The 23667-nt window shown below is 70.7% G+C and carries 23 protein-coding genes and 1 tRNA gene; 17 read left to right on the top strand and 7 right to left on the bottom strand.

From position 1 onward, the window contains the following. Window positions 1-141 precede the first annotated feature (141 nt). Together ABD663_RS04940 and ABD663_RS04935 are read left to right on the top strand one after the other, a co-directional pair. A complete protein-coding gene (locus tag ABD663_RS04940; protein WP_344736760.1) occupies window positions 142-1476 on the top strand; it encodes an RNA polymerase sigma factor in 1335 nt (444 codons plus the stop codon). An 11-nt stretch (window positions 1477-1487) separates the two neighbouring features. Further along, complete coding sequence (locus tag ABD663_RS04935) at window positions 1488-1838, top strand: YciI family protein (RefSeq protein WP_344736759.1); 351 nt, start codon at window positions 1488-1490, stop codon at window positions 1836-1838. Between the two features lie 54 nt (window positions 1839-1892). On the opposite strand, the gene ABD663_RS04930 is transcribed toward ABD663_RS04935, so the two are convergent. After that, window positions 1893-3332 carry a sugar porter family MFS transporter gene (locus ABD663_RS04930; RefSeq protein WP_344736758.1) on the bottom strand — a complete coding sequence of 480 codons (1440 nt, stop codon included), beginning with the start codon at window positions 3330-3332 and terminating at the stop codon, window positions 1893-1895. A gap of 115 nt (window positions 3333-3447) precedes the next feature. Between ABD663_RS04930 and rsmA the strand changes: the two genes are divergently transcribed. The 8 genes from rsmA (at window position 3448) to ABD663_RS04890 (ending at window position 11001) form a co-directional block, all read left to right on the top strand. Beyond that, window positions 3448-4290 carry a 16S rRNA (adenine(1518)-N(6)/adenine(1519)-N(6))-dimethyltransferase RsmA gene (rsmA, locus tag ABD663_RS04925; RefSeq protein ID WP_344736757.1) on the top strand — a complete coding sequence of 281 codons (843 nt, stop codon included), beginning with the start codon at window positions 3448-3450 and terminating at the stop codon, window positions 4288-4290. 42 nt (window positions 4291-4332) lie between these two features. Then, window positions 4333-5397 (top strand): L-glyceraldehyde 3-phosphate reductase, encoded by a 1065-nt coding sequence (mgrA, locus tag ABD663_RS04920; protein WP_344736756.1) that lies wholly within the window; start codon window positions 4333-4335, stop codon window positions 5395-5397. Further along, on the top strand, window positions 5394-6320 hold the full coding sequence (locus tag ABD663_RS04915) for a 4-(cytidine 5'-diphospho)-2-C-methyl-D-erythritol kinase (protein ID WP_344736755.1): 927 nt from the start codon (window positions 5394-5396) through the stop codon (window positions 6318-6320). Before mgrA ends, ABD663_RS04915 begins: the two co-directional genes overlap by 4 nt. 22 nt (window positions 6321-6342) lie before the next feature. Next, a complete protein-coding gene (locus tag ABD663_RS04910; RefSeq protein WP_344736754.1) occupies window positions 6343-7689 on the top strand; it encodes a GNAT family N-acetyltransferase in 1347 nt (448 codons plus the stop codon). A gap of 117 nt (window positions 7690-7806) precedes the next feature. Beyond that, window positions 7807-8637, top strand: a complete 831-nt coding sequence (locus ABD663_RS04905; protein ID WP_344736753.1) for an ABC transporter ATP-binding protein — start codon at window positions 7807-7809, stop codon at window positions 8635-8637. After that, entirely contained in the window at window positions 8634-9317 is a 684-nt protein-coding gene (locus ABD663_RS04900) for an ABC transporter permease (RefSeq protein ID WP_344736751.1), read from the top strand. The genes ABD663_RS04905 and ABD663_RS04900 overlap by 4 nt, the downstream gene beginning before the upstream one ends. Next, complete coding sequence (locus ABD663_RS04895; protein ID WP_344736750.1) at window positions 9314-10042, top strand: ABC transporter permease; 729 nt, start codon at window positions 9314-9316, stop codon at window positions 10040-10042. Before ABD663_RS04900 ends, ABD663_RS04895 begins: the two co-directional genes overlap by 4 nt. Window positions 10043-10080: 38 nt before the next feature. Then, window positions 10081-11001, top strand: coding sequence for an ABC transporter substrate-binding protein (locus tag ABD663_RS04890; RefSeq protein ID WP_344736749.1), 921 nt, complete (start codon window positions 10081-10083; stop codon window positions 10999-11001). 59 nt (window positions 11002-11060) lie between these two features. On the opposite strand, the gene ABD663_RS04885 is transcribed toward ABD663_RS04890, so the two are convergent. The 3 genes from ABD663_RS04885 to ABD663_RS04875 are packed head-to-tail and all read right to left on the bottom strand — an operon-like array spanning window position 11061 to window position 13224. Then, on the bottom strand, window positions 11061-11219 hold the full coding sequence (locus ABD663_RS04885) for a hypothetical protein (protein ID WP_344736748.1): 159 nt from the start codon (window positions 11217-11219) through the stop codon (window positions 11061-11063). Between the two features lie 32 nt (window positions 11220-11251). Continuing rightward, window positions 11252-11542 carry a metal-sensitive transcriptional regulator gene (locus ABD663_RS04880; RefSeq protein WP_344736747.1) on the bottom strand — a complete coding sequence of 97 codons (291 nt, stop codon included), beginning with the start codon at window positions 11540-11542 and terminating at the stop codon, window positions 11252-11254. Next, window positions 11536-13224 (bottom strand): FAD-dependent oxidoreductase, encoded by a 1689-nt coding sequence (locus ABD663_RS04875; RefSeq protein ID WP_344736746.1) that lies wholly within the window; start codon window positions 13222-13224, stop codon window positions 11536-11538. Before ABD663_RS04875 ends, ABD663_RS04880 begins: the two co-directional genes overlap by 7 nt. A gap of 114 nt (window positions 13225-13338) precedes the next feature. Between ABD663_RS04875 and ABD663_RS04870 the strand changes: the two genes are divergently transcribed. Further along, window positions 13339-15165, top strand: coding sequence for an ABC-F family ATP-binding cassette domain-containing protein (locus tag ABD663_RS04870; RefSeq protein WP_344736745.1), 1827 nt, complete (start codon window positions 13339-13341; stop codon window positions 15163-15165). 4 nt (window positions 15166-15169) lie between these two features. On the opposite strand, the gene ABD663_RS04865 is transcribed toward ABD663_RS04870, so the two are convergent. Continuing rightward, the gene (locus ABD663_RS04865; RefSeq protein ID WP_344736744.1) at window positions 15170-15667 is read right to left on the bottom strand and encodes a MarR family winged helix-turn-helix transcriptional regulator; all 498 of its coding nucleotides are present in this window, start codon (window positions 15665-15667) and stop codon (window positions 15170-15172) included. Window positions 15668-15731: 64 nt separating this feature from the next. Here ABD663_RS04865 and ABD663_RS04860 point away from each other — a divergent pair. The 6 genes from ABD663_RS04860 to ABD663_RS04835 all read left to right on the top strand — a co-directional run bounded on the left by ABD663_RS04860 (window position 15732) and on the right by ABD663_RS04835 (window position 21231). Then, window positions 15732-15803 (top strand) — tRNA-Gln (locus tag ABD663_RS04860). Window position 15804: 1 nt separating this feature from the next. Next, window positions 15805-17271 (top strand): bifunctional UDP-N-acetylglucosamine diphosphorylase/glucosamine-1-phosphate N-acetyltransferase GlmU, encoded by a 1467-nt coding sequence (gene glmU / locus ABD663_RS04855; RefSeq protein ID WP_344736743.1) that lies wholly within the window; start codon window positions 15805-15807, stop codon window positions 17269-17271. Then, window positions 17246-18280, top strand: a complete 1035-nt coding sequence (locus ABD663_RS04850) for a ribose-phosphate diphosphokinase (protein WP_344736742.1) — start codon at window positions 17246-17248, stop codon at window positions 18278-18280. Before glmU ends, ABD663_RS04850 begins: the two co-directional genes overlap by 26 nt. A 76-nt stretch (window positions 18281-18356) precedes the next feature. After that, window positions 18357-18803: an FMN-binding protein gene (locus ABD663_RS04845; RefSeq protein ID WP_344736741.1), complete on the top strand. Its 447-nt coding sequence runs from the start codon at window positions 18357-18359 to the stop codon at window positions 18801-18803. Then, the gene (locus ABD663_RS04840) at window positions 18800-19669 is read left to right on the top strand and encodes an FAD:protein FMN transferase (RefSeq protein ID WP_344736740.1); all 870 of its coding nucleotides are present in this window, start codon (window positions 18800-18802) and stop codon (window positions 19667-19669) included. The genes ABD663_RS04845 and ABD663_RS04840 overlap by 4 nt, the downstream gene beginning before the upstream one ends. Next, window positions 19666-21231, top strand: coding sequence for an FAD-dependent oxidoreductase (locus ABD663_RS04835; RefSeq protein WP_344736739.1), 1566 nt, complete (start codon window positions 19666-19668; stop codon window positions 21229-21231). The genes ABD663_RS04840 and ABD663_RS04835 overlap by 4 nt, the downstream gene beginning before the upstream one ends. On the opposite strand, the gene ABD663_RS04830 is transcribed toward ABD663_RS04835, so the two are convergent. Together ABD663_RS04830 and ABD663_RS04825 are read right to left on the bottom strand one after the other, a co-directional pair. Further along, entirely contained in the window at window positions 21225-22769 is a 1545-nt protein-coding gene (locus ABD663_RS04830; protein ID WP_344736737.1) for a sensor histidine kinase, read from the bottom strand. The genes ABD663_RS04835 and ABD663_RS04830 overlap by 7 nt on opposite strands. After that, a complete protein-coding gene (locus tag ABD663_RS04825; RefSeq protein ID WP_344736736.1) occupies window positions 22766-23506 on the bottom strand; it encodes a response regulator transcription factor in 741 nt (246 codons plus the stop codon). The genes ABD663_RS04830 and ABD663_RS04825 overlap by 4 nt, the downstream gene beginning before the upstream one ends. Between the last annotated feature and the right edge of the window lie 161 nt (window positions 23507-23667).

Raw genomic sequence — 23667 nt, 5'->3', positions numbered from 1 at the left:
GCGTAGACATGGTGAGGATCATCGGACGCACCGGCGGTCGATGGAGAGGACGAGGGATGAAGCGCGATGTCCGCCGGGCTGTCGACCGCGCGACCGGTCGGGGGCAGGTGTGCGCCACGCGGCGCGGAGAGTCGCGCGTCGATGGCTGAGGCCGGCGCCGACTCCCCGGCGGTCGAGGCCGTGATCGAGCGCGTCCATCGTGAGGAATGGGCCCGCATCGTCGCCGCCCTGATGCGGCGGTTCCGTGATCTCGACATCGCCGAGGAAGCCGCCGCGGAAGGCTTCGCCACAGCGGTCGAGCGATGGCCGCGCGAGGGCGTCCCGCCGAATCCGGGCGCCTGGATCATGACGACCGCACATCGCAAGGGGATCGACCGGCTCCGGGGTGAAGCCCGCCGAAAGGAGATGCAGCAGGAGGCGCACCGGCTCAGCGACGACACTCCGCACGCGCCGATGGGCGTGATCGACGACGATCGGCTACGGCTGGTCTTCACGTGCTGCGACCCGATCCTGCCCGTCCCGGCGCAGGTCGCGCTGACGCTGCGCATCGTCGGCGGACTCACCGTGACCGAGATCGCCAAGGCGTTCCTCGTGCAGGAGACCACGATGGGTCAGCGGATCAGCCGGGCCAAGGCCAAGATCAGGGCGGCGCGCATCCCGTACCGGGTTCCCGACCGCGAGGATCTGCCGGCACGGGCCGCGGGGGTGCTGGCCGTGCTCTATCTCGTCTTCAACGAGGGGTATCTGAGTTCGGGCGAGCGGTCTGCATCGATCCGCCGAGACCTCACCGGCGAGGCCATCCGGCTCGCGCGACTCATGCGCGATCTCCTCCCCGACGGTTCGAGCGCACGGAGGGAGGCCGCGGGCCTGCTGTCGCTCATGCTGCTGACCGAGGCGCGCGCACCTGCCCGCGTTTCTGCGACGGGTGAACTCGTACGGCTCGACGAGCAGGATCGCACCGCGTGGGATCGACCGATGATCCGCGAGGGTCTCGAGATCCTGCAGGCGGAGCGGATCGACGCGGGGGCCGACGTCGACGACGGGGCCGGACGATATGAGCTTCTCGCCGCGGTGAACGCCGTGCACGCGTCGGCGGCGTCCCCGCTCGACACGGACTGGTCACGAATCGCCGCACTCTACGAGCGGATCGAGCGGATCGATCCCAGTCCTGTCGTCATGCTGGGCAGGGCTGTCGCGATCGCAGAACTCGGGTCGCCCGCAGCCGGTCTCGCCCTCCTCACCCCGCTCAAGGGCACCTTGGACGGGTATCACGCCTTTCACGCGACGCGCGCTGAACTGCTTCGCCGAGTCGATCGCCGGCGCGAGGCGCGTGCCGCGTACAACCGGGCCATCGAGCTGGCGGTCAACCCCGCCGAGATCGCGCACCTCTCTCGTCGCCGCAACCAACTCGCCGAGGAGTCCGTGGGTTCGCCCCACATCCCCGACGTGCCGACGTCCCCCGACCACCACACATAAGGAGATCGACAATGGCCCAGCAATACCTCGTCATCCACATGACCGACTCGTCCGGCGCGACCCTTTCGCCCGACCAGGACCGGAGGATGCTGGAGTCCTGGGCCGACGAGGGCGCAGGTGCCGGAAGGCTCGGGCCTGGAGCGCCGGTCGCCGGCTCCGACCGGGCGAAGTCCGTCGTGGTGCGCGATGGCACGACCTTCGTGACGGACGGGCCGTTTCCCGAGTTCAAGGAGTGGTTCGCCGGATACGACCTCATCGAGGCGGAGTCGATCGACGACGCGGCGGCGTTCATGTCGAAGCATCCCAGTGCGGTGCTCGGACGGATCCTGATCCTGCCCGTCGTGACACACCCGTGGGAGTGACCGCCGAGTCGCACGACGCAGGTCGGCGCGCGGGTCGGCGGCACGCGCTCTCGATCAGCCCTTCGCCGGGGTCGGCGCCCCCGAGTCGACCATCGACTCGAGCGTGCGCCCGTTGGTCTCGCGTACGAACCTGATGACGAAGAAGATGGCCACGAACGCGAAGAACGTGTAGATGCCGTAGGCCAGGCCCAGGCCCACAGCGGCCAGCGACGGGAACGTCGTCGAGATGACGAAGTTCGCGGCCCACTGGGCTGCTGCGGCCACCGACAGGGCGACCGCGCGGATGCGATTGCTGAACATCTCGCCCAGCAGCACCCAGACCACCGGCCCCCACGACGCGCCGAAGAACACGACGTACAGGTTCGCCGCGATCAGCGCGATCGGACCGGCAGCGCCCTGCAGCACCGGCTCGCCGTCGACGATCGGCGCCGCCGCGAAGATGATCGCGAGCACGGCGAGACACACGAACTGGCCCATCGCACCCACCAGCAGCAACGGCTTGCGGCCGACACGGTCGATGAGCATGATCGCGACGATCGTCGTGACGATGTTCGTCACCGAGGTGATGACGGTGATGGTCAGCGAGTCCTGCTCGGTGAAGCCCACCGCCTGCCACAGCGTCGACGAGTAGTAGAAGATCACGTTGATGCCGGTGAACTGCTGAAGCACCGACAGGCCGATGCCGACCCACACGATGGGGAGCAGGCCGAACTTCGATCCTCGCAGGATCGAGAACCGCGGCCGGTCGGGCTTGCCCTCGACCGTCTTGATGATGTCGGTCGTCGTCTTCTCGACATTGCCGCCGACGTAGCGGGTGAGCACTTCCTTCGCGCGCGCTATCTGCCCCCGGGCGATCAGATAGCGCGGCGATTCGGGGATCGTCAGCGCCAGGACACCGTAGATGACGGCGGGAATGATCTCGGACAGGAACATCCAGCGCCAGGCCTCCAGGCCGAGCAGCCACACGGTGGTCGATGCGCCGGCGGCGCCGACGATCGCGGCATCCGTGAGGAGGGCGACGAAGATGCCGGTGACGATCGCCATCTGCTGCAGCGAGCCGAGCCGGCCGCGGTACGCGGGAGGCGACACCTCGGCGATGTACGCGGGGGCGATGACGGATGCGGCGCCCACCCCGAGACCGCCGACCATGCGCCAGAACGACAGGTCCCACACGCCGAACGCGAGTCCGCAGCCGATCGAACTCGCGATGAACAGGATCGCGGCGATCACCATGACCCTGATGCGACCGAACCGGTCGGCGATGCGGCCGGCGAACCACGCGCCGATCGCGCAGCCGATCAGGGCCGACGAGACCGCGAAGCCCTGCAGCACCGGGCCCGTCGCGAACTGCTCGCCGATGGCCGACACGGCGCCGTTGATGACGGCGGTGTCGAACCCGAACAGGAAACCGCCGAGCGCGGCGGTCGCCGCGACCAGGACGACGCGGGCGATGGGGACGGAGACGTCGGATCCCGACGTGTCGCTGGAGCTCATGGAGGATCCTCTCGGTCACACCCCGGCGGCGACGCTGCCGCCTGCGACCACATTGGCCGTGCGGCATCCGCCCGTCAAGTCTCGTCGGCGCAGGTGGCCCCGATAGGGTCAGGGCATGTCCGTGAGCCTGCTCGGCGCTGCAGAGATCCGCACCCTCGCGGCCGAGCTCGATGTGACGCCCACCAAGAAGCTCGGACAGAACTTCGTCGTCGACGCCAACACGGTGCGCCGGATCGTGCAGGTGGCTGGCGTGCAGACGGGCGAACGCGTCGTCGAGATCGGTCCGGGTCTGGGCTCACTCACCCTTGCACTGCTCGAGACCGGAGCCTCGGTCACCGCGGTCGAGATCGACCACCGACTCGCCGAGCGGCTCCCGCAGACGGCGACCGCCCACGGCGTGCCCGACGGCGCGCTCACCGTCGTCGACGCCGACGCGATGCGGGTGACCGAGCTTGCGGGAGACCCCACCGTGCTGGTGGCGAACCTGCCGTACAACGTCAGCGTGCCTGTGCTGCTCCACTTCCTCGAGACGTTCCCGCGCATCGAGCGCGGTGTGGTCATGGTGCAGGCCGAGGTCGGCGAGCGGCTCGCCGCGCCGCCCGGATCGAAGGTGTACGGAGCACCGAGCGTGAAGGCCGCGTGGTACGGGGCGTGGCGGCTGTGCGGCACGGTCTCGCGACACGTGTTCTGGCCCGTCCCCAATGTCGACAGCGTGCTCGTCGGGTTCTCACGTGACGCCGAGCCTCGCGGTTCCGACGATGAACGGCGGGCGACGTTCGCCGTGATCGACGCCGCGTTCCAGCAGCGCCGCAAGATGCTCCGCCAGGCGCTGGCGGGCGTGCTCGGGGGCTCGGCCGCCGAGGCCTCCGTCGTGCTGGAACGGGCCGGAGTCGAGCCGACCGTGCGCGGCGAGCAGCTGGGCGTGGACGACTTCGCCCGCATCGCATCGGCGGTCTGAATCGGCGCCCCGCGCGCGCGGTGCCGCGGCTAGGCTCGGCACATGACCGATGCGCGCTGGCGTCCCGACGTCCCTGAGCTCCACCGGCCGTACGCTGCGGCCGCCGACCGGTACGGCTCGACCGATTACCGCCAGGTCGGCACCAGCGGTCTGTACCTGCCACCGATCTCGCTCGGCCTGTGGTGGAACTTCGGTGACAACATCCCGCTCGACGACCAGCGCGCGCTGCTGCGACACGCGTTCGACGGCGGCATCACGCACTTCGACCTCGCGAACAACTACGGTCCGCCCTACGGGTCGGCCGAGAAGAACTTCGGCCGCATCTTCGCCGAGGACTTCCGCCCGTACCGCGACGAGCTCATCATCTCGTCGAAGGCCGGGTGGGACATGTGGCCCGGGCCCTACGGCGACCTCGGCTCGCGCAAGTACATTTTGGCCAGCGCGGATCAGTCGCTCGGCCGGATGGGCCTCGACTACGTCGACATCTTCTACTCGCACCGCGTCGACCCCGTGACTCCGATCGAAGAGACCGTCGGCGCGCTCGACACGCTCGTGAAGCAGGGCAAGGCGCTCTACGTCGGCATCTCGTCGTACAGCGCCGAGCGCACCGCCGAAGCGGCCGCCGTCGCCCGTTCGCTCGGCACACCGCTGGTGATCCACCAGCCGGCGTACTCGATCCTCAACCGCTGGGTCGAGGACGGTCTCACCGGCGTGCTGCGGCAGGAGGGGATGGGCGCGATCGCGTTCACGCCCCTCGCGCAGGGCCTGCTCACGTCGAAGTACCTCGGCGACGGCACCGCCGAGCGCGCGCAGCGGCGCTCGTCGCTGCCCGACCGCACGCTCTCCGACAAGGGTCTCGCGACGCTGCGCGGCCTCGACGTCATCGCGAAGGAACGCGGTCAGACCCTCGCTCAAATGGCGATCCAGTGGGTGCTGCGAGAGGACGTCGTCACCTCGGCGCTCATCGGCGCATCGCGTCCGTCGCAACTCGACGAGAACCTCGCCGCGCTGCAGGGTCCGGCGTTCTCGACCGAGGAGCTCGAACGGATCGACGCCCTCTCGGACGGCATCGATGTCGATCTCTGGGCGGAGTCGACCCAGCTGTGACGGCCCCTCTCGTCGCCGATCGGGTCCGCGCGCGGGCACCCGGGAAGCTGAACCTCTTCTTCGAGGTCGGCGGCGTCCAGGACGACGGTTACCACGACGTGGCGTCCGCGTACCAGGCCGTGTCGCTCTACGAAGAGGTGTGGGCGGAGCCCGCCGACGATTTCACGATCAGCGTGTCGGGCTCGGTCGACGTGTCCGGCGTGCCCGCCGACGATCGCAACCTGGCGCTGCGGGCGGCTCGCCTGGTCGCCGGTCGTGTCGGTGACCCCGGCGGAGTCCACCTCGACATCGTCAAGCACGTCCCCGTCGCCGGCGGCATGGGCGGCGGATCGGCCGACGCCGCGGCGGCCCTCGTGGCGTGCGACCTGCTGTGGGGCGCCGAGCTGGGCACCGCCGAGCTGCACCGGCTCGCGGCCCGCCTCGGCGCCGACGTGCCGTTCGCGCTGATGGGTGGCACGGCGATCGGGATGGGTCGCGGCGACCGACTCAGCCCGGCGCTCGCCAAAGCGCGGTTCGATTGGGTGATCGTGCCCGCCGACGACGGGCTGTCCACCCCCGAGGTGTACGGGCGGCTCGATGCGCTGCGCGGCCGCGGGGGCGGCGGCATCCCGCAGGACCCGGTGGTCGCCGCAGAGGTCCTGCAGGCGTTGCGCTCCGGCGACGCCGAGGCGCTGGCGGCCGCGCTCCGCAACGATCTGCAGGATGCCGCGCTCGACATGCGTCCGGATCTCGTCGACGTGCTCGCCGCCGGCCGCGGGGCCGGAGCACTTGCGGGCATCGTGTCGGGATCGGGGCCGACCCTCGCGTTCCTCGCCGCCGGTCCGGAGGAGGCGCTCGAGCTGCAGGTCACCCTCGCGGCGTCCGGTCTGGCGCCGCTGCACGTGCACGGTCCCGTCCCGGGAGCCCGGGCGACGACGCCCTGACCCATCCGGAGAGGACACCGACATGACGACCGCGCCGCACGACCTCGGCGACCAGGAGCGCGCCGCAGCGTGGCTCATCGCTCCACGCGCCGACGGTGTGCGACAGGCGCTCGCCGAGCGTGGTCTCGACGTCAGCGTGCTCGCACCCGGTGAGGATCCGGCGGCGTACGCCGGATGGCTCCAGGCCGCATCGCGGGGCTTCCTCGATGCTGAGCGCACGGACGAGCAGATCGCGGCCGCGCGCGAGCGGGCGGGTCACCGCCGCATGACCGGCGTGTACGACCGATCCGGTCCGATGCGCGACGTGCCCGTGGCCACGATCTGCTCGTGGATCGCGCCGTTGTCGCTGCCCGGCGGCACCGATGTCCCGTCGTGCGCGATCTCGGCGGTCACCGTCGCGCCCACCCACCGCCGGCGGGGCGTCGCGCGGACGCTGCTCGAAGGCGAACTGCGAGAAGCGGCCGCTGTCGGTGTGCCGATCGCGTCGCTGACCGTGAGCGAGTCGACGATCTACGGCCGATTCGGGTTCGCCCCGGCGGCGCCCAGCGCGGCGTGGCGGCTCGACACGACCCGGGCGTCGTGGACCGGTCCCGTGCCACCCGGCCGGCTCGACTACGTCTCGCGCGCTGAGGCGCGCGAGCTGCTGCCGCGGTTGCACGCGCGCGTGCGACGGCGCATCGCCGGCGAGATGCCCGTGCCCGACGCCGTATGGGACAGCATGGCGGGCACCCGTCCCGACGCGAAGGACCCGGGTGCCGTCCGCGCCGTGCGCTACGCGGACCAGGGCGGCGACGCCGCGGGCGTCGCGCTGTACACCGTGAAGGAGAACCACGACGACTTCGCCCGATCGTCGGCGTCGATCGTGTACCTGGTCGCGACGTCCGACGACGCCTACGCGGCGCTGTGGCGTTTCTTCGTCGAGCTCGACCTCGTCGCCGAGGTGCGCGCCGGGGAGCTGGCGGTCGACGAGCCGCTGCTGTGGATGATCTCCGATCAGCGCGCGGCGACCATCACGCTCGGCGACCATCACTACGTGCGCGTGCTCGACGTCGCGGGCGTGCTCGAATCCCGCCGGTACGCGGCACCCGGCACGATCGCGATCGACCTCGACGATCGCCTCGGCCTGTGCGCAGGCCCGTATCTGCTCACCGTGGATCCGAACGGCTCGGCGCGGGTGCGCGCGGGGTCTGCGCAGGACGAAGCGGCCGTCGAACTCGTCCTCGGCGTCGAGGAGCTCTCGGCGATCGCACTGGGCGGTGTGTCGGTGGCCACCCTCGCGGCGGCCGGGCGAGTGCGCTGCTCGGACGTGGCCGTGGCCTCGCGCATCTTCGGCTGGCACGTGCAGCCGCGCCTGAGCTTCTGGTACTGACCGGGCGCGAACGATACGCGGAATGTGACGGTCCGGCAACAGCCGGCACAGCGCGGCCTCGGTGTCGGCGACGTCCGCTAGCGTGGTTGGACCCGAGGCCGACGAGGGGGAGCACCGATGGGCATCGAGTTCGTCGACGTGAGCAAGAGGTTCGCCGACGGAACCCTCGCCGTTGATTCGTTCGAGCTGGTCATCCCCGCTCATCGCACGACGGTGTTCGTGGGCTCCTCGGGATGCGGCAAGACGACGCTGCTGCGGATGATCAACCGGATGGTCGAGCCGACCGCCGGCCGGATCGAGATCGACGGCGACGACATCGCATCGCGCGATCCGGTGCAGCTCCGGCGCAGCATCGGCTACGTCATGCAGAACTCCGGACTGCTGCCGCACTTCTCGGTGTGGCAGAACATCGCGACCGTACCGGTGCTGCAGGGTGAGCGTCGTTCGGTCGCGCGCGAGCGCGCCCACGAGCTCATGGACACGGTCGGACTCGACCGGTCGATGGCGGATCGCTACCCGAGTCAGCTCTCCGGAGGCCAGCAGCAGCGGGTCGGCGTCGCCCGTGGTCTCGCGGCCGACCCCAACATCCTGCTCATGGATGAGCCGTTCGGTGCCGTCGACCCCATCGTGCGGGCCGAGCTGCAGCAAGAGCTGCTGCGGCTGCAGCGCGAGGTCGACAAGACGATCGTGTTCGTCACCCATGACATCGACGAGGCGTTCCTGCTGGGTGATCAGGTCGTCATCCTCGAGAAGGGCGCCCGCATCGCGCAGAAGGGCACGCCCGAGCAGATCATCGAGAACCCCGCCACCGAGTTCGTGTCGATGTTCATCGGGGCCGAGAAGGGCAAGCGCGCGCTGCACCTCGAGCGCACCGACCACGGCACCGTGGTCGTCGACGCCGAGGGCCGCGCCCAGGGTGCGCTCGTGGAGGAGAGGGCGACCCGGTGACCTGGGTCCTCGACAATCTCGGGTTGATCGGGCAGCTGTCGCTCGATCACCTGCGCCAGAGCATGCTCGCGATCGTGCTCGGGTTCGTCCTGTCGGTGCCCCTGGGCTGGCTCGCGTGGCGCTACCGGCTGCTGCGCAGCGGCATCATCACGATCACCGGACTGCTGTACACGATCCCGTCGCTGGCCCTGCTCGTGATCCTGCCGAGTGCCTTCGCCTACAGCGCCTTCAGCGACACGAACCTCATCGTCGCGCTGACGATCTACGCCATCGCACTCATGGTGCGCGCCGTCGCAGACGGCCTCGACAGCGTGGACGCCTCGGTGCGCCAGGCCTCCACCGCCGTCGGGTACGGCGGGTTCCGGCGGTTCTGGGCGGTCGAGTTCCCGCTCGCCGGTCCCGTGGTCCTGTCGGGCCTGCGCGTGACGGCGGCGAGCACGATCTCGCTCGCGACCGTGGGGATCCTGGTCGGCGTGACCAACCTCGGCTACCTGTTCACCAACGGGTATCAGCGACGCATCATCCCCGAGATCCTCGCCGGCGTGGTGACCGTCATGCTCATCGCACTGATCATCGACCTGCTGCTCGTGCTCGCGGGCCGGCTGCTGATGCCGTGGACCCGCCGTGCCGGCAGCGCGAAGCGGATGGGCACGGCGCGGCCTGCGGAGGCGGCGGCATGAATCTGTTCATCGATGCGATCGCGTGGATCTTCTCGGGCGATACCGGGGCCCTCGACCCGATCTGGCTCGCCGTGCTCGTGCAGCTCGTCTACACGTTCGTGTCGGTCGTCATCGCGGGCGCGATCGCGATCCCCGTCGGCTGGCTCATCGGGCACACCGGCAAGGGCCGCGAGATCGCGGTCGGCATCGCGGGTGCGGCACGCGCCCTGCCGTCGTTCGGGCTCATCCTGCTGCTCGTGCTCGTCTTCGGCGTGCTTCACAAGCCCGAGGCCGCGGTGACGGCCTTCGTCATCCTCGGCATCCCGTCGATCCTCGCCGGCGCGTACACCGGCTTCGAGGCGATCGACCGGCGCGTCATCGACGCGGGCCGGGCGATGGGCATGACCGAGTGGCAGATCCTGTGGCGCATCGAGGTGCCGCTCGGGTTGCCACTGCTGGTCGCCGGACTGCGGGCGGCGACGCTGCAGATCGTCGCAACGGTGACCATCGCCGCGTACGTCAACCTGGGCGGACTGGGGCAGTACATCATCACCGGCATCGCGCTGCGGCAGATCGACGTCGTGCTCGGGGGAGCGCTCCTGGTCGCCGTGCTCGCGCTGGTACTGGACGGACTGTTCGCACTCGCCCAGCACATGGTCGTCCCGCGCGGGGTCCGCGCGGGCGGGCAGGACCCGGGGCGCGCGAAGCGTGTCCGCGCGGCGACCGCCCAGACCGCGCCCGCGTAGGGCGCGCACAGCACCACCCACCCAGAAGGAGACCAGAGATGTCCACAGCACGTACCAGGGCCACGGCCTTCGCGGCGCTCGCCGCGGGAGCGGTGCTCGCCCTCACCGCCTGCTCTTCGGGCGGCGACCCCCTCGAGCCGGATGCCGGTGACACCGGCGACACGGGTGACACCGGCAGCGTCATCGTCGTCGGTTCGCAGGCCTACTACTCGAACGAGATCATCGCCGAGATCTACGCGCAGGCCCTCGAGAACGCCGGAATCGAGGTGGAGCGGCAGTTCAACATCGGCCAGCGCGACGCCTACATCCCGGCGCTCGAGTCGGGCGAGGTGAACCTGTTCCCCGAGTACAGCGGCAATCTGCTGCAGTACTTCGACCCCGAGACCGAGGCGCGCACCGCCGACGACGTGTATGCCGCGCTCGGCGACGCGCTGCCCGAAGGTCTGGTGGTCCTCGACCAGTCGGATGCCACCGATCAGGACTCGTACACCGTCACGGCCGCGTTCGCCGATGAGTGGTCGCTGACCACCATCGCCGATCTCGCGAACGTGACCGAGCCCCTGACGCTGGGCGGACCGCCCGAGCTCGCGGAACGTCCGTACGGCCCGCAGGGACTGCTCGACGTGTACGGCATCGAGGTCGGGTTCTCGGCCACGGGTGACACCACGGTCGAGGACCTGGTCGCCGGCACCGTGAACGTCGCGAACGTGTACACCGCCGATCCGCGCATCCAGACGCAGGATCTCGTGGTGCTCGACGACCCCGAGGGGCTGTTCCTCGCGTCGAACGTCGTGCCGGTCGTGTCGGCCGACATCGCCGACGAGATCGCCGACGTCATCAACGCCGTCAGTGTCGCGCTGACGCCCGAGGGGCTCGTGGCCCTCAACGTGATGAGCACCGAGGATGAGATGTCTTCGGCCGATATCGCCGCGCAGTGGCTGCAGGAGAACGGCCTCTGACCCCGCGCATGACACGAACGCCCCGGCCCCGCAGGGCCGGGGCGTTCGTCGTCGCGGGCTCAGCGGAAGAGCGAGCTGAGGAAGCCGGACTTGGCGGGCTGATCGTGGCCCGGGCAGCGCTGCGACGCGGGAACGCCCGCGAGGGCCTGGTCGATGTGCTGGCCGCAGCCGGCCCAGGTCGTCTTTCCGCAGGTCTTGCAGGTGACGGCTTGACACATTGGGGGAGTCCTTTCAGGTGGTCGGGTCGGGCTCAGGCGAGCGAGAGGAAGAGCTTTTCGAGGTCGTCGGCGGTGAGGCCCTCGACCTCCTGCGTCTTCTCGGGATCGATGACGCAGTCGCGCATCGCGGTGGAGATGATCGCGAAGCCGGCGCGGTCCAGCGCGCTGGTGACCGCGGCGAGCTGGGTCACGACGTCGCGGCACGACGCGCCGGACTCCATGGCATTGATGACGCCGCCGAGCTGGCCCTGGGCGCGTCGCAGCCGGTTCAGGATCTTCTTCTGCGCCGCCGCCTGCTCTTCAGGGGTTCCGGTGATCAACATGCGAGGGCTCCTTCGGTGACGAGAATGCGGGAGATGTCGGCATCATGCCAGGCCTCGAGCGTCTGCATCCCGCCGCTGAGCGACGCCGAGTCGAATCCGTGCCCGACGAGGGCGCGGTGGGCGATGTTCGAGCGCACGCCCGCGGCGCACAGGACGCGCACCGGTCGTCCTTCGGCGGCCTCGGTGACCTCGGCGATGCGGTCGCGCAGCTCGGTGTGCGGGACATTCAGCGCGCCGGCGACATGACCGCGCGCGTACTCGGCACGCGAGCGTACGTCGAGGATGAGCGCGTTCTGCGACACCTCGTCGAGCTCGTCGGCGTACCAGAGCCGCAGGCGGCCCTCGGCGACGTTCTCGGCGACCATGCCGACGAGGTTGACGGCGTCCTTGGCCTGACCGTAGGGCGGTGCGTACGCGAGGTCGAGGTCGATGAGATCCTCGCCCGCGAATCCGGCGCGGATCGCGGTCGCGATGACGTCGATGCGCTTGTCGACACCGTCGGCGCCCACGGCCTGCGCGCCCAGCAGCAGCCCGTCGCCTGCGCGGACGTGCACGACCACGTGCATGCTCGTCGCGCCCGGGAAGTACCCGGCGTGCTGGTTCGGGTGCAGGTGGAGCGTGCGGTAGCCGATTCCCGCGGCGTCGAGGGTGGCGCGGTTGGCGCCGGTCAGCGCCGCGGTGAGCGAGCCGACGCGCACGATCGCGGTGCCGACGGCCGTTGGGATCGCCCGGGCGGTGCCGGCGCCGAGGATGTCGTCGGCGATGAGACGACCCGCGCGGTTGGCGGGCCCCGCGAGCGCGACCGGGCGTGCGGCGCCGGTCACGGCATCCGTCGACACGGTGGCGTCGCCTGCCGCCCAGATGCCCGGCACCGAGGTGCGGCCGTGGGCGTCGACGACGATGGCGCCGCGCTGCGTCGCGATGCCGGCCGCTTCGGCGAACGCCGTATCGGGGCGCACGCCGGCGGACAGGACGATGAGGTCGGCGTCGAGGGCGGTGCCGTCCGCGAGCACGACGCGGTCGGCGTCGGCACCGGTGTCGATCCGGGATGCCGCGACGCCGTCGTGCACGTCGATGCCCAGTCGCACCAGTTCGGCGCGGACGAGGGCGGCGAGCTCGCGCTCGAGCGGCGGCAGCACGTGCGGCGCGAGTTCGACGACCGCGACGCGGAGTCCCTCCTGAGCGAGCGCCTCGGCGGCCTCCAGGCCGATGAAGCCGGCACCGAGGACGACAGCCGATCGCGCGCCGGACTCGACGGCGGAGCGCAGCGCGACGGCGTCGGCGACCGTGCGCAGCGTCCGCACACGGGGGGAGTCGAGCCCGTCGACCGGTGGGCGCACGGCCACGGCTCCCGGGGCGAGGACGAGCGCGTCGTATGCGATCGTGTCCTGGCCGTCGGGGTGGACGACGCGCACGGTGCGGGCCACCGGGTCGATCGAGACCACCTCGTGGTGCGTGCGTACGTCGAGGTCGAGCGACGCCCGCAGCGTCTGCGGTGTCTGCAGCAGCAGCTCCTCGGGGTCCGCGATCTCGCCGCCGACATGGTACGGGAGGCCGCAGTTCGCGAACGACACCTCGGGTCCCTTCTCGAGCACGATGATCTCGGCCGACTCGTCGAGCCGACGCGCTCGCGCGGCGGCGCTCATTCCCGCTGCCACGCCTCCTACGATCACGATCCGCATCCCATGCATCCTTTCATACCCAAGGGGGTATCACTCGAACGAGCTCCCAAAGATACCCCAGGGGGTATCGCGAGTGCAACTCGCGTCGATGACGTCGCCTAGCCTGGTCGGAACATGGCACATCTTCTGGGGGCCGAAGCCCTGCATCTCGAGTTCCCCACCAAGGTCGTCTTCGACGGCGTCTCGCTGGGGATCGACGAAGGCGACCGCATCGGCATCGTGGGTCGAAACGGCGACGGCAAGTCGAGTCTGCTCGCGATGCTGGCCGGCACCCTGCCACCCGATTCGGGGCGGGTGACCGTGCGGGGCGGGGTCCGCATCGGCGTGCTCGACCAGGGTGACCACCTCGACGATGCGCTCACGGTCGATCGCGCGGTGGTGGGTGATCGCGCGGAGCACGAGTGGGCGGGCGATCCGCGCATACGCGACGTGTTCGCGGGTCTGCTCTCGGGCATCCCGATGGATGCCGGCGTCGCGGCGCTGTCGGGCGGCCAGCGGCGGCGCGTGGCGCTCGCGCGCCTGCTGAGCGAGGACCACGACGTGCTGTTCCTCGACGAACCCACCAACCACCTCGACGTCGAGGCCATCGCGTGGCTCGCCGAGCACCTGAAGCGGCGCTGGGCCGCGTCGGCGGGGGCGGTGCTCGTCGTCACCCACGACCGCTGGTTCCTCGACGAGGTCTGCAATACCACCTGGGAGGTGCACGACCGGGTCGTCGAGCCGTTCGACGGCGGCTACGCGGCGTACATCCTGCAGCGCGTCGAGCGCGACCGCCAGGCGGCCGCCATCGAGGCGCGGCGCCGCAACCTCGCCCGCAAGGAACTTGCCTGGCTGCGCCGCGGGGCACCCGCGCGCACGTCGAAGCCCCGGTTCCGCATCGATGCGGCCAACGCCCTCATCGCCGACGAGCCCGAGATCCGCGATCGCGTCGAACTGCAGTCCCTCGCGATCTCACGACTGGGCAAAGACGTCGTCGACCTGCTCGACGCGGCCGTGACGTACCCGACGCCAGGCTCACAGCAGGGGCGCGAGGTGCTGCATCCGGTGGAGTGGCGGATCGCGCCGGGCGAGCGCACCGGCATCCTCGGGGTCAACGGTGCCGGCAAGTCCACGCTGCTCGGACTCGTCTCAGGTGATGTGCAGCCGACGTCCGGTCGCGTCAAAAGGGGCAAGACCGTCAAGGTGGCCTCGCTGTCGCAACAGCTCGACGAGCTCGAGGATCACCTGGACGATCCGGTGCGCGTCGTGGTCGGCCGGCTGCGGTCGACGTACACGTTCGGGTCCGGTTCGTCCGCGCAGGAGCTCACGCCGGGTCAGCTGCTCGAGCGCCTGGGCTTCGCGAGCGCCCAGCTTTCGACGCCGGTGCGCGACCTGTCGGGAGGGCAGAAGCGTCGGCTGCAGCTGCTGCTGATCCTGCTCGAGCAGCCCAACGTGCTCATCCTCGATGAGCCGACCAACGATCTCGACACCGACATGCTGGCGGCGATCGAAGACCTGCTCGACACGTGGCCGGGCACGCTGCTGGTCGTCTCGCACGACCGCTACTTCCTCGAGCGGGTCACCGACCAGCAGTACGCGATCCTCGGTGGGCGCCTACGGCATCTGCCGGGCGGCATCGACGAGTATCTGCGGCTGCGCGAGCGCGAGCGTGCGCAGCCGGATGCCGCGGCGTCGGCGGACGCCGCGGCCCCGGCGGCATCCGCCGGCACCGCGGCGCTGACGGGCGCCGCATTGCGTGCCGCTCAGAAGGAACTGGCCTCGCTCGAGCGCCGACTCGAGAAGCTCGAGGGCGACATCGCGGCGGCGCGGACGGCGCTGGCCGACCACGATCAGTCGGACTACGTCGGTCTCGGCACCGAGATGGCACGGATCGGCGAGCTGGAGGCCGAGCGCGACGGCATCGAGCAGCGCTGGTACGAGCTGGGCGAGCAGGTCGGCTGACGCGTCAGCCGTCGAATCCGAGACTCAGCTTGCGCAGCAGGCCGGCGAGTTTCTCGCGGTCGGGACGGGGGAGTGCGTCGAGCAGCTGCGCCTCGGCGTCCACCAGACGCGTGATGGCCGCATCCACCCGGGTGCGCCCCTCGTCGGTGAGGGTGACCAGCACGCTGCGGCCGTCGGCGGGGTCGGCCTCGCGGCGCACCAGTCGACGGCCGACGAGCCGATCGATGCGGTTGGTCATCGTGCCGCTGGAGACCAGCGTCTGCTGGAGCAGCTGCTTGGGGCTGAGTTGGAACGGCTCGCCTGAGCGGCGCAGCGCCGAGAGCACATCCCACTCCCACGACTCGAGCTCGCTGCGGCGGAAGGCGTCGCGGCGCGCGCGGTCGAGATGCCGCGAGAGCCGGTCGACGCGAGAGAGGACCCCCAGCGGCGAGAAGTCGAGATCGGGTCGCTGGGTGCGCCAGGCGCCGACGATGCGGTCGACCTCATCGGACTCGTGCGCCATTCGTCCATTATGTTCCGGACTGGCAGACTTGACGGGCGGTCCACGCCCCGGGCGCGGTCTGCGGTCCGCCGTAGTGTAATGGCAGCACGACAGCCTTTGGAGCTGTGAGGTCCAGGTTCGAGTCCTGGCGGCGGAGCATGACCGATAACAGCTCCCGCCTGGCCGTCGTGGTGCTCGCCGCCGGTCAGGGCACGCGTATGAAGTCGCGCCTTCCCAAGGTGCTCCACCCGATCGGGGGGCGTCCGCTGGTCGGTCACGTCCTCGACACCGCTGCGCACCTGGGCCCCGAGCGCATCGCGGTCGTCGTCCGCCACGAGCGCGATCTCGTCGCCTCGGCGGTCGCAGACACCGGTGTCGATGCGCTCATCGTCGACCAGGACGACATCCCGGGCACGGGTCGCGCCGTCGAGGTCGCGCTCGAGGCGATGTCCGACTTCGACGGCGACGTGCTCGTTCTGTCGGCCGACGTGCCCCTGCTCGAGGCGCCGACGCTCGCCGATCTCGTCCAGGCCCACCGGTCGACGGCGGCGGCGGCGACCGTCCTCAGCGCGATACTGGACGACGCGACCGGCTACGGCCGCGTCATCCGCGATGCGACAGGCGCGGTCGCCCGCATCGTCGAGCAGAAGGACGCTTCGCCCGACGAGGCCGCCGTGCGCGAGATCAACGCCGGTGTCTACGTCTTCGCCGCGGCCTCGCTGCGCACCCAGCTCGCGACCGTCGGGACCGACAACGCCCAGGGCGAGAAGTACCTGACCGATGTCGTCGGCCTGCTCCGCGCGGCGCAGCTGACCGTGAGCGCGGCCGGTGCGCCGGACGCGGCCGCCGCGCTCGGCGTGAACGACCGGGTACAGCTGTCGGAGGCCGCGCGCACGCTCAACGCCCGCACGGTGCGTCACTGGCAGCTCGAGGGCGTCACGGTCGTCGACCCGGCGACCACGTGGATCGACGTCACGGCCACCCTCGCCCCCGATGTGACGCTGCTGCCGGGCACCCGCATCCTCCGTGCCACGACCGTCGCCGAGGGCGCGACGATCGGGCCCGACACGTCGCTGGTCGACTGCGAGGTCGGCGAGGGCGCCACGGTCACACGCAGCGACGCGACCCTCGCCGTGATCGGGGCCGGCGCGACGGTGGGTCCGTTCGCCTACCTCCGCCCCGGCACCGACCTCGGCGACGGCGGCAAGATCGGCACCTTCGTCGAGACGAAGAACTCGGTGATCGGCGCGGGCAGCAAGGTGCCGCACCTCTCCTACGTCGGCGACACGACGATCGGCGCCGGCGTGAACCTCGGCGCGGGTGCCATCACGGCGAACTACGACGACATCGCCAAGCATCGCACCGAGATCGGCGACGAGGTGCACACCGGATCGCACAACGTCTTCGTGGCGCCCGTTAGGATCGGAGACGGCGCGAAGACCGGCGCGGGGGCCGTCATCCGCAAGGATGTCCCCCCCGGTGCCCTGGCTCTGAGTGTCGCTCCTCAGCGCAACGTCGAGGGGTGGGTCGAGGACAATCGACCGGGTACGCGAGCGGCAGAGGTCGCGCGACGTGCTCGGTCCACATCGAAGGCGGGCGATGGGGCGCAAGAACAAGACGATTGATCTCGATCGCGATCAGGACATCGCACCGGGACTGGTCGCCAAGACGAAGAAGCGGCTTGTCGTGGCATCGGGCAGGTCGCACCCCGAACTGGCCGCTGAGGTCGCCGAGGCGCTCGGCACCCAGATCGTCCCCACCGAGTACCGGACGTTCGCGTCGGGTGAGATCCTCACGCGGTTCGAAGTGTCGATCCGCGGCTGCGACCTCTTCCTCGTGCAGAGTTTCGGCCCCCCGGTCAACGAGTGGCTCATGGAGACCCTCATCATGCTGGATGCCGCCAAGCGCGCGTCCGCGAAGCGCATCACCGTGGTCATGCCGTACTACCCGTACTCGAGGCAGGACAAGAAGGGCCGCGGCCGCGAGCCGATCAGCGCTCGCCTCGTCGCCGACCTGCTCAAGACGGCCGGCGCCGACCGCGTGATGAGCGTCGACCTGCACGCGGCGCAGATCCAGGGCTTCTTCGACGGCCCGGTCGACCACCTGTTCGCCAAGCCGGTGCTGCTGGAGTACTTCCAGCGCACGCTGTCGCCCGAAGACCGTGACGCGCTCACGGTCGTCTCGCCCGACACCGGCCGCGTCCGCGTCGCCGACACGTGGTCGGACAGCCTGGGCGCACCGCTGGCGATCATCCACAAGCGTCGCGACCCCAATGTCGCGAACCAGGTGACGGTCAACGAGATCGTGGGTCGCGTCGACGGCCGCGTGTGCCTGCTGGTCGACGACATGATCGACACCGGCGGAACGATCGTGAAGGCGGCCGAGGCGCTGAAGAAGAACGGTGCCAGCAAGGTCATCGTGGCCGCCACGCACGCGGTGTTCAGCCATCCGGCGGCGCAGCGTCTGCAGAGCGAGGCGATCGATGAGGTGGTCGTCACCGATTCGATCCCGGTGCCCGAGGCGAAGCAGTTCCCGGGGCTCACGGTGCTGCCGATCGCGCCGATGCTCGCCCGGGCGATCCAGGCGGTGTTCGAGGACGGCTCGGTCACGAGCATGTTCGACGGCGCAGCCTGACGCCCGCTCAGATCGTTCATAGGTTCGCCCGAGACGATGGGCGCGAGCGCTCGCCGAGCGCGCGAAGGAGGACGAGATGACCCCCTCAGCATCCCGACCCGTCCGAGCCGGAGCCGCAGCCGTCGGCGTCCTCGGCGCCCTCGCTCTGGCCGGGTGCGCCTCCGCGACCGGCGACGGCGGCGACACCGCACAGGATGCCGGTGACTCCGCCGACGGTGGCTCGGCGGGCTACGTCGACGGCACGTATACCGCCGATGGAACCTACGCGACGCCCGAGTCGGTCGAGACGATCGTGGTCACCGTGACCCTGGCCGACGACATCGTCACCGAGGTCGAGGTGGCCGGCGACCCGCAGAAGAGCGAGTCGCAGCAGTTCCAGAGCCAGTTCATCGGCGGGATCGCCGCCGAGGTCGTCGGCAAGGACATCGACGAGATCTCGGTCGATCGTGTCGCCGGATCGTCGCTGACCAGCAGCGGCTTCAACCAGGCGATCGACACCATCAAGGCCGAAGCGGCCGCATGACGCCGACGCGCCGCGACGTGTGGCGCTTCGAGGCGATCGGCACGCACTGGCGGGTCGAGACACCGCAGCCGCTGCCACCTGCGGCGCGTGAGGCGATCGCGGCCGACATCGCCGCCTTCGACCTCGCGTGGTCGCGCTTCCGGCCGGACTCGACCGTCACGCGCCTCTCTTCGGCCGGCGGGGGCGTGCCGCTGCCGGTCGACGCCGATGTCATGCTCGATGCGTTCGCGGCCCTCGCCGACGCGACGCACGGCGGTGTGAATCCGCTGGTCGGTCGCTCACTCGAAGTCCTCGGCTACGACGCCGACGTCACGCTGCGCGCCATCGGCCGGGTGCCGGCTCCCGCCGACTGGCGGCGGGCGCTCACGTGGGACGACGGGATGCTGCGCCTGGACCGACCGGCGGTCATCGACGTCGGAGCACTCGGCAAGGGTCGCCTCGTCGACCGCGTCCTCGCCCTGATCGTCTCGCTGGCGGGAGCGCACGCGGTCGTCGACGCCGGCGGAGACATCGCCCTGCGTGGACGGGGTGAGCGCATCGCACTGGAGCACCCCTACGACCCGACGCGGGCGATCGGGGTCGTCGAGGTCGCGGATGCCGCGCTGTGCGCGTCCGCGGTGAACCGCCGCGCGTGGGGCGACGGACTGCACCATGTCCTCGATGCGCGCACCGGGACGCCGGTGCGCACGATCACCGCGACGTGGGCGATCGCGGACGATGCGATGACCGCAGATGCGGCCGCGACCGCGCTCTTCTTCGAGGGCGGGCCGCGCTTCGCCCACGAGCGGGGCGTGGAGTGGGTGCGGATGACGACGGACGGTCAGGTCGAGTGGTCGCCCGGAAGTACGGCAGAGTTGTTCACGTGATCGGAGCACTCACCTCGCTGTGGAACCGCGTCTTCGCGGTGCTCGGGCGCGTGTCGATGTACCGGCTGGTGCTGTTGGCGCTCGCCGCCCTCGCCGTCGTCGCGCTCGTGCTGTCGCTGTTCGGACTCGTGGCGCCCACGCCGCTGGAACTGATCGTGACGAACGCGGTGCTCGCCGCCGTCTGCGCCGGCGCGGACTGGGTCGGCCATCGCGTCGTCCGGCTCACCTGGCGACTGGAATCCTCGCTCATCACCGCCGCCATCCTGCTGTTCGTGCTGCGGCCGACGCTGGACCCGTGGGGACTGGTCGGCATCGCGCTGGCCGCCGTCGCGGCATCCGCGTCGAAGTACCTCCTCGCGTGGCGCGGACGCCACATCTTCAACCCCGCCGCTGTCGGCGCCACGGTGCTCGCGCTCGCAGGGATCGCCGCGCCGGTGCTCGGTTCGCCATCGTGGTGGGTCGGCACGCCCGCCATGGCCGCCCCGGTCGCGATCTTCGGGCTCGCGGTGCTGTGGCGCACCGAGAAGCTGCGGGTGATCGCCGTGTTCCTGGTGATCGCGGTGGGGGTGGCAGTGCTGCGCACGTCCGCGCAATACCAGGAAGCCGGCATCGCCCTCGACCTCGGAGCGATCTTCTGGCCGATCCTGCTGTCGTCTCCGTTCCTCTTCCTCGGTGCGTTCATGCTGTCCGAGCCGCTCACGCTGCCGCCGCGGCGGTGGCAGCAGCTCACAGTCGCCGCGCTGGTCGGCCTCCTGGCCGGATGGCCCATCGACCTCGGCGCCATCAGCCTCGGCCAAGAGCGCGCCCTGCTGATCGGCAACCTGCTCGCGTTCGCGTTCGCGGTGCGCACCGCGGTGCGGCTGACGTTGCGTGCCCGCGATGAGATCACACCCACCGTGCGCCAGCTGACGTTCACCGCGGAACGACGGCTCGCGTTCTCACCGGGCCAGTACCTCGAGCTCGAGGTGCCTCACGCGCATCCGGATGCCCGTGGCACGCGTCGCGAATTCAGCATCGTCTCGTCGCCCGAGGACCTGCCCGAGCTGCGCGTCGCCTTCCGCGAAGGATCGGCCTCCGCACCGCAGAGCTCGTACAAGCGCGCGCTGGCGGCGGTGCAGCCCGGCGAGAAGCTCGCCGTCACGGGGGTGTGGGGCGACTTCCTGCTGCCGACGCGCACGGGTGCACCTGTGCTCATGGTGGCCGCCGGCATCGGAGTGACGCCGTTCGTCGCGCAGCTGCGGCACATGGTGGCCGCTGCCGAGGATCGCGACATCGTGCTCGTCTACATCGCGAGCGAAGCGGCCGAACTGGCCTTCCGCGATGAGATCGAGGCGTCGGGTGTGCCCGTGGTCGTCTTCACCCGTGACCGGCCGGACGACCTGCCGCCGACGTGGACCTGGGCGCGCGGGGTGCGGCTCGACGCCGACGGGCTCGTGCGGGTCGTGCCCGACCTCGTGTCCCGTCACGCGTACATCTCGGGACCGCCGACGCTCATCGCCGACCTCGCGCCCGCCCTCGAGCGGGCCCGGTCGATCACGACCGATGCGTTCAGCGGCTACTGAGCCGCGATCTCGCCGGTCGTCTCCGCCGGGGCCGCGTCGTCGGATGCCGCCGGGTCGTCCGGGCGTGCGGGCAGCCGTACTTCGAAGACGGTGTCGCCGGGCGTGCTCTGCACCGAGATCGTCCCGCCGTGTGCGGTGACGATGGCGCGGGCGATCGACAGGCCGAGACCTGTCCCGCCGGTCTTGCGTGCGCGGGAACGGTCGGCCCGCGAGAAGCGTTCGAACAGCTCCTGCGCGATGGCCGGGTCGACGCCGGGCCCGTCATCGGACACCCGGATGACGGCGTGCTGTCCGTCGTGCGAGACCGACAGCGTGACCGCGGTCCCCTCCGGGGTGTGCACGCGCGCATTGGCGAGCAGGTTCACGACGACCTGGTGCAGGCGCCCGGTGTCACCGGCGACCACGACGGGCTCGGGGTCGACGTCGAGCGTCCAGCGGTGCCCGGGCCCTGCGGCACGGGCGTCGGCGATGGCCTCGGACGCCATGCGCGAGAGGTCGACCGAGCCGAACACGAGCTCTTGACCCTCATCGAGCCGGGCCAGCAGCAGCAGGTCCTCGACGAGCGCGGTCATCCGCACCGACTGGGCCTGGATGCGCTCCAGCGACGACGCGGTGGTCTCGGCGAGCGATCGGTCGCGCAGCGACAGTTCGGAATAGCCTCGGATCGAGGCCAGCGGCGTGCGCAGTTCGTGGCTCGCATCGGCGACGAAGCGCCGCATCCGCTCCTCATTGCGCTGTCGCGCATCCAGCGATTCGTCGACGTGGTCGAGGAGGCGGTTGAGCGCGGCGCCGACGCGGCCGATCTCGGTGCGGTCGTCCGCCTGCTCAGCGGGAACCCGCTCGGCGATCGACACCTCGCCGCGGTCCATCGGCACCCCGGCGACGCGCGTGGCCGTCTCGGCGACGGCGCGCAGCGGGCGCAGGCTCGCGCGGATCACGACGGCGACCGCGCCTGCGAGCGCCAGCAGTCCGACCGCGGTGACGATGCCGATCGTGGTGAGCATCGCGGCCAACGTCGCGTTCACCTCGTTCTCGGGCAGCCCGGCGACGCCGACGGTTCCCGCGGCGCGGATGGGCACGACCCGGTATGCGCCGATCCCCTCGACCTCGACCGTCGAGAAGCCGCTGGGTGCGACCTCCGACACGATCTGCTCGAGCTGCGCGTCCGTGAGCTCCATCACCTCGGAGTCCTCGTCGACGTACGCGCCGGTGGTCTCCGGGCCGTCACGGACCACGAGGAGGAACCCCGGCGGCTGGCGCCCGAACGAGAGCACGTCGTAGGCGCTGCGCACGGTGGGAGGCAGGCCCGGCTCGAACAGCTGCACCTGGCGGGCGCTGGATTCGACCCGTGCGTCCAGGCTGTCGTGCATCACGCGGCCCAGGATCGTGCTCGTGACCACCGCGACGCCGACGAGGATGAGTGCGACGATCGCGGTGACCGTCACGATCAGCCGGGTCTGCAGGCTCCACGGCCGGCGGCGGGGCCGTGTGGACGGCGGTGGGGCCTCGGACTCCTGCGCATCGGCGGAGACCGTCACTGCGGCGCCTTGATCATGTAGCCCACGCCGCGCACGGTGTGCAGCAGCGGCTCGCGGCCCGCGTCGATCTTCTTGCGCAGGTACGACACGTAGAGTTCGACGACGCTCGAGCGCCCGCCGAAGTCGTAGTTCCACACCCGGTCGAGGATCTGCGCCTTCGACAGCACACGGCGCGGGTTGCGCATCAGGTAGCGCAGCAGCTCGAACTCGGTCGCGGTGAGCTCGATCTGCTCGCCGCCGCGCTCGACCTCGTGGCTGTCCTCGTTGAGGCTGAGGTCGCCCACGCGCAGGATCGGCTCCGCTCCGCTCGAGAATGCGGTGCCGGCCCGCCGCATGAGACCGCGCAGACGGGCGACGACCTCTTCGAGGCTGAAGGGCTTGGTCACGTAGTCGTCGCCGCCGGCGGTGAGGCCCGCGATGCGGTCGGAGACGGCGTCCTTCGCGGTGAGGAAGAGCACGGGCACGTCGTCGCCGGACTGCCGCAGCCTCTGCAGGACGGCCATGCCGTCGAGGTCGGGCATCATGATGTCGAGCACGAGGCCATCGGGTTCGAACTCGCGCGCCGCCTGGAGCGCCTCGAATCCGCTCGAGGCCGTGCGCACCTCCCACCCCTCCATGCGCAGCGCCATCGACAGCAGGTCGGTCAGCATCTGCTCGTCGTCGACGACGAGAACGCGCAGCGCGGAGCCGTCGGGGCGCGTGAGGGCGGGAGCCGGGGTGGAAGCGGGAGTGGACATGTGCCCATTGTGCGGTGGAACCTATGCGGTTCCTATGGCGTGACCTATGGACCGGCTGTGAATCGCGGTCCGCCGATACATCAGGAACGCATAGGTCCGTCTGAATCCGCTCCTAGGCGGCATCCCTACGTTTCGGGATGGGTCGCCGCTCGGCCGCCCGG

It is taken from the genome of Microbacterium awajiense (assembly GCF_039536545.1).
GTDB classification, from domain to species: Bacteria; Actinomycetota; Actinomycetes; order Actinomycetales; family Microbacteriaceae; genus Microbacterium; species Microbacterium awajiense.
Note: the sequence above shows the minus strand (reverse complement) of the source record. Positions and strands in the feature narration are given on the sequence as shown.

Excerpts from the sequence above, each read along its gene's own strand:
- ABD663_RS04940 (WP_344736760.1), top strand. The coding sequence starts at position 142 with ATGGCTGAGGCCGGCGCCGACTCCCCGGCGGTCGAGGCCGTGATCGAG.
- ABD663_RS04935 (WP_344736759.1), top strand. The coding sequence starts at position 1,488 with ATGGCCCAGCAATACCTCGTCATCCACATGACCGACTCGTCCGGCGCG.
- ABD663_RS04930 (WP_344736758.1), bottom strand. The coding sequence starts at position 3,332 with ATGAGCTCCAGCGACACGTCGGGATCCGACGTCTCCGTCCCCATCGCC.
- rsmA (WP_344736757.1), top strand. The coding sequence starts at position 3,448 with ATGTCCGTGAGCCTGCTCGGCGCTGCAGAGATCCGCACCCTCGCGGCC.
- mgrA (WP_344736756.1), top strand. The coding sequence starts at position 4,333 with ATGACCGATGCGCGCTGGCGTCCCGACGTCCCTGAGCTCCACCGGCCG.
- ABD663_RS04910 (WP_344736754.1), top strand. The coding sequence starts at position 6,343 with ATGACGACCGCGCCGCACGACCTCGGCGACCAGGAGCGCGCCGCAGCG.
- ABD663_RS04905 (WP_344736753.1), top strand. The coding sequence starts at position 7,807 with ATGGGCATCGAGTTCGTCGACGTGAGCAAGAGGTTCGCCGACGGAACC.
- ABD663_RS04895 (WP_344736750.1), top strand. The coding sequence starts at position 9,314 with ATGAATCTGTTCATCGATGCGATCGCGTGGATCTTCTCGGGCGATACC.
- ABD663_RS04890 (WP_344736749.1), top strand. The coding sequence starts at position 10,081 with ATGTCCACAGCACGTACCAGGGCCACGGCCTTCGCGGCGCTCGCCGCG.
- ABD663_RS04885 (WP_344736748.1), bottom strand. The coding sequence starts at position 11,219 with ATGTGTCAAGCCGTCACCTGCAAGACCTGCGGAAAGACGACCTGGGCC.
- ABD663_RS04880 (WP_344736747.1), bottom strand. The coding sequence starts at position 11,542 with ATGTTGATCACCGGAACCCCTGAAGAGCAGGCGGCGGCGCAGAAGAAG.
- ABD663_RS04875 (WP_344736746.1), bottom strand. The coding sequence starts at position 13,224 with ATGCGGATCGTGATCGTAGGAGGCGTGGCAGCGGGAATGAGCGCCGCC.
- ABD663_RS04870 (WP_344736745.1), top strand. The coding sequence starts at position 13,339 with ATGGCACATCTTCTGGGGGCCGAAGCCCTGCATCTCGAGTTCCCCACC.
- ABD663_RS04865 (WP_344736744.1), bottom strand. The coding sequence starts at position 15,667 with ATGGCGCACGAGTCCGATGAGGTCGACCGCATCGTCGGCGCCTGGCGC.
- glmU (WP_344736743.1), top strand. The coding sequence starts at position 15,805 with ATGACCGATAACAGCTCCCGCCTGGCCGTCGTGGTGCTCGCCGCCGGT.
- ABD663_RS04850 (WP_344736742.1), top strand. The coding sequence starts at position 17,246 with ATGGGGCGCAAGAACAAGACGATTGATCTCGATCGCGATCAGGACATC.
- ABD663_RS04845 (WP_344736741.1), top strand. The coding sequence starts at position 18,357 with ATGACCCCCTCAGCATCCCGACCCGTCCGAGCCGGAGCCGCAGCCGTC.
- ABD663_RS04840 (WP_344736740.1), top strand. The coding sequence starts at position 18,800 with ATGACGCCGACGCGCCGCGACGTGTGGCGCTTCGAGGCGATCGGCACG.
- ABD663_RS04825 (WP_344736736.1), bottom strand. The coding sequence starts at position 23,506 with ATGTCCACTCCCGCTTCCACCCCGGCTCCCGCCCTCACGCGCCCCGAC.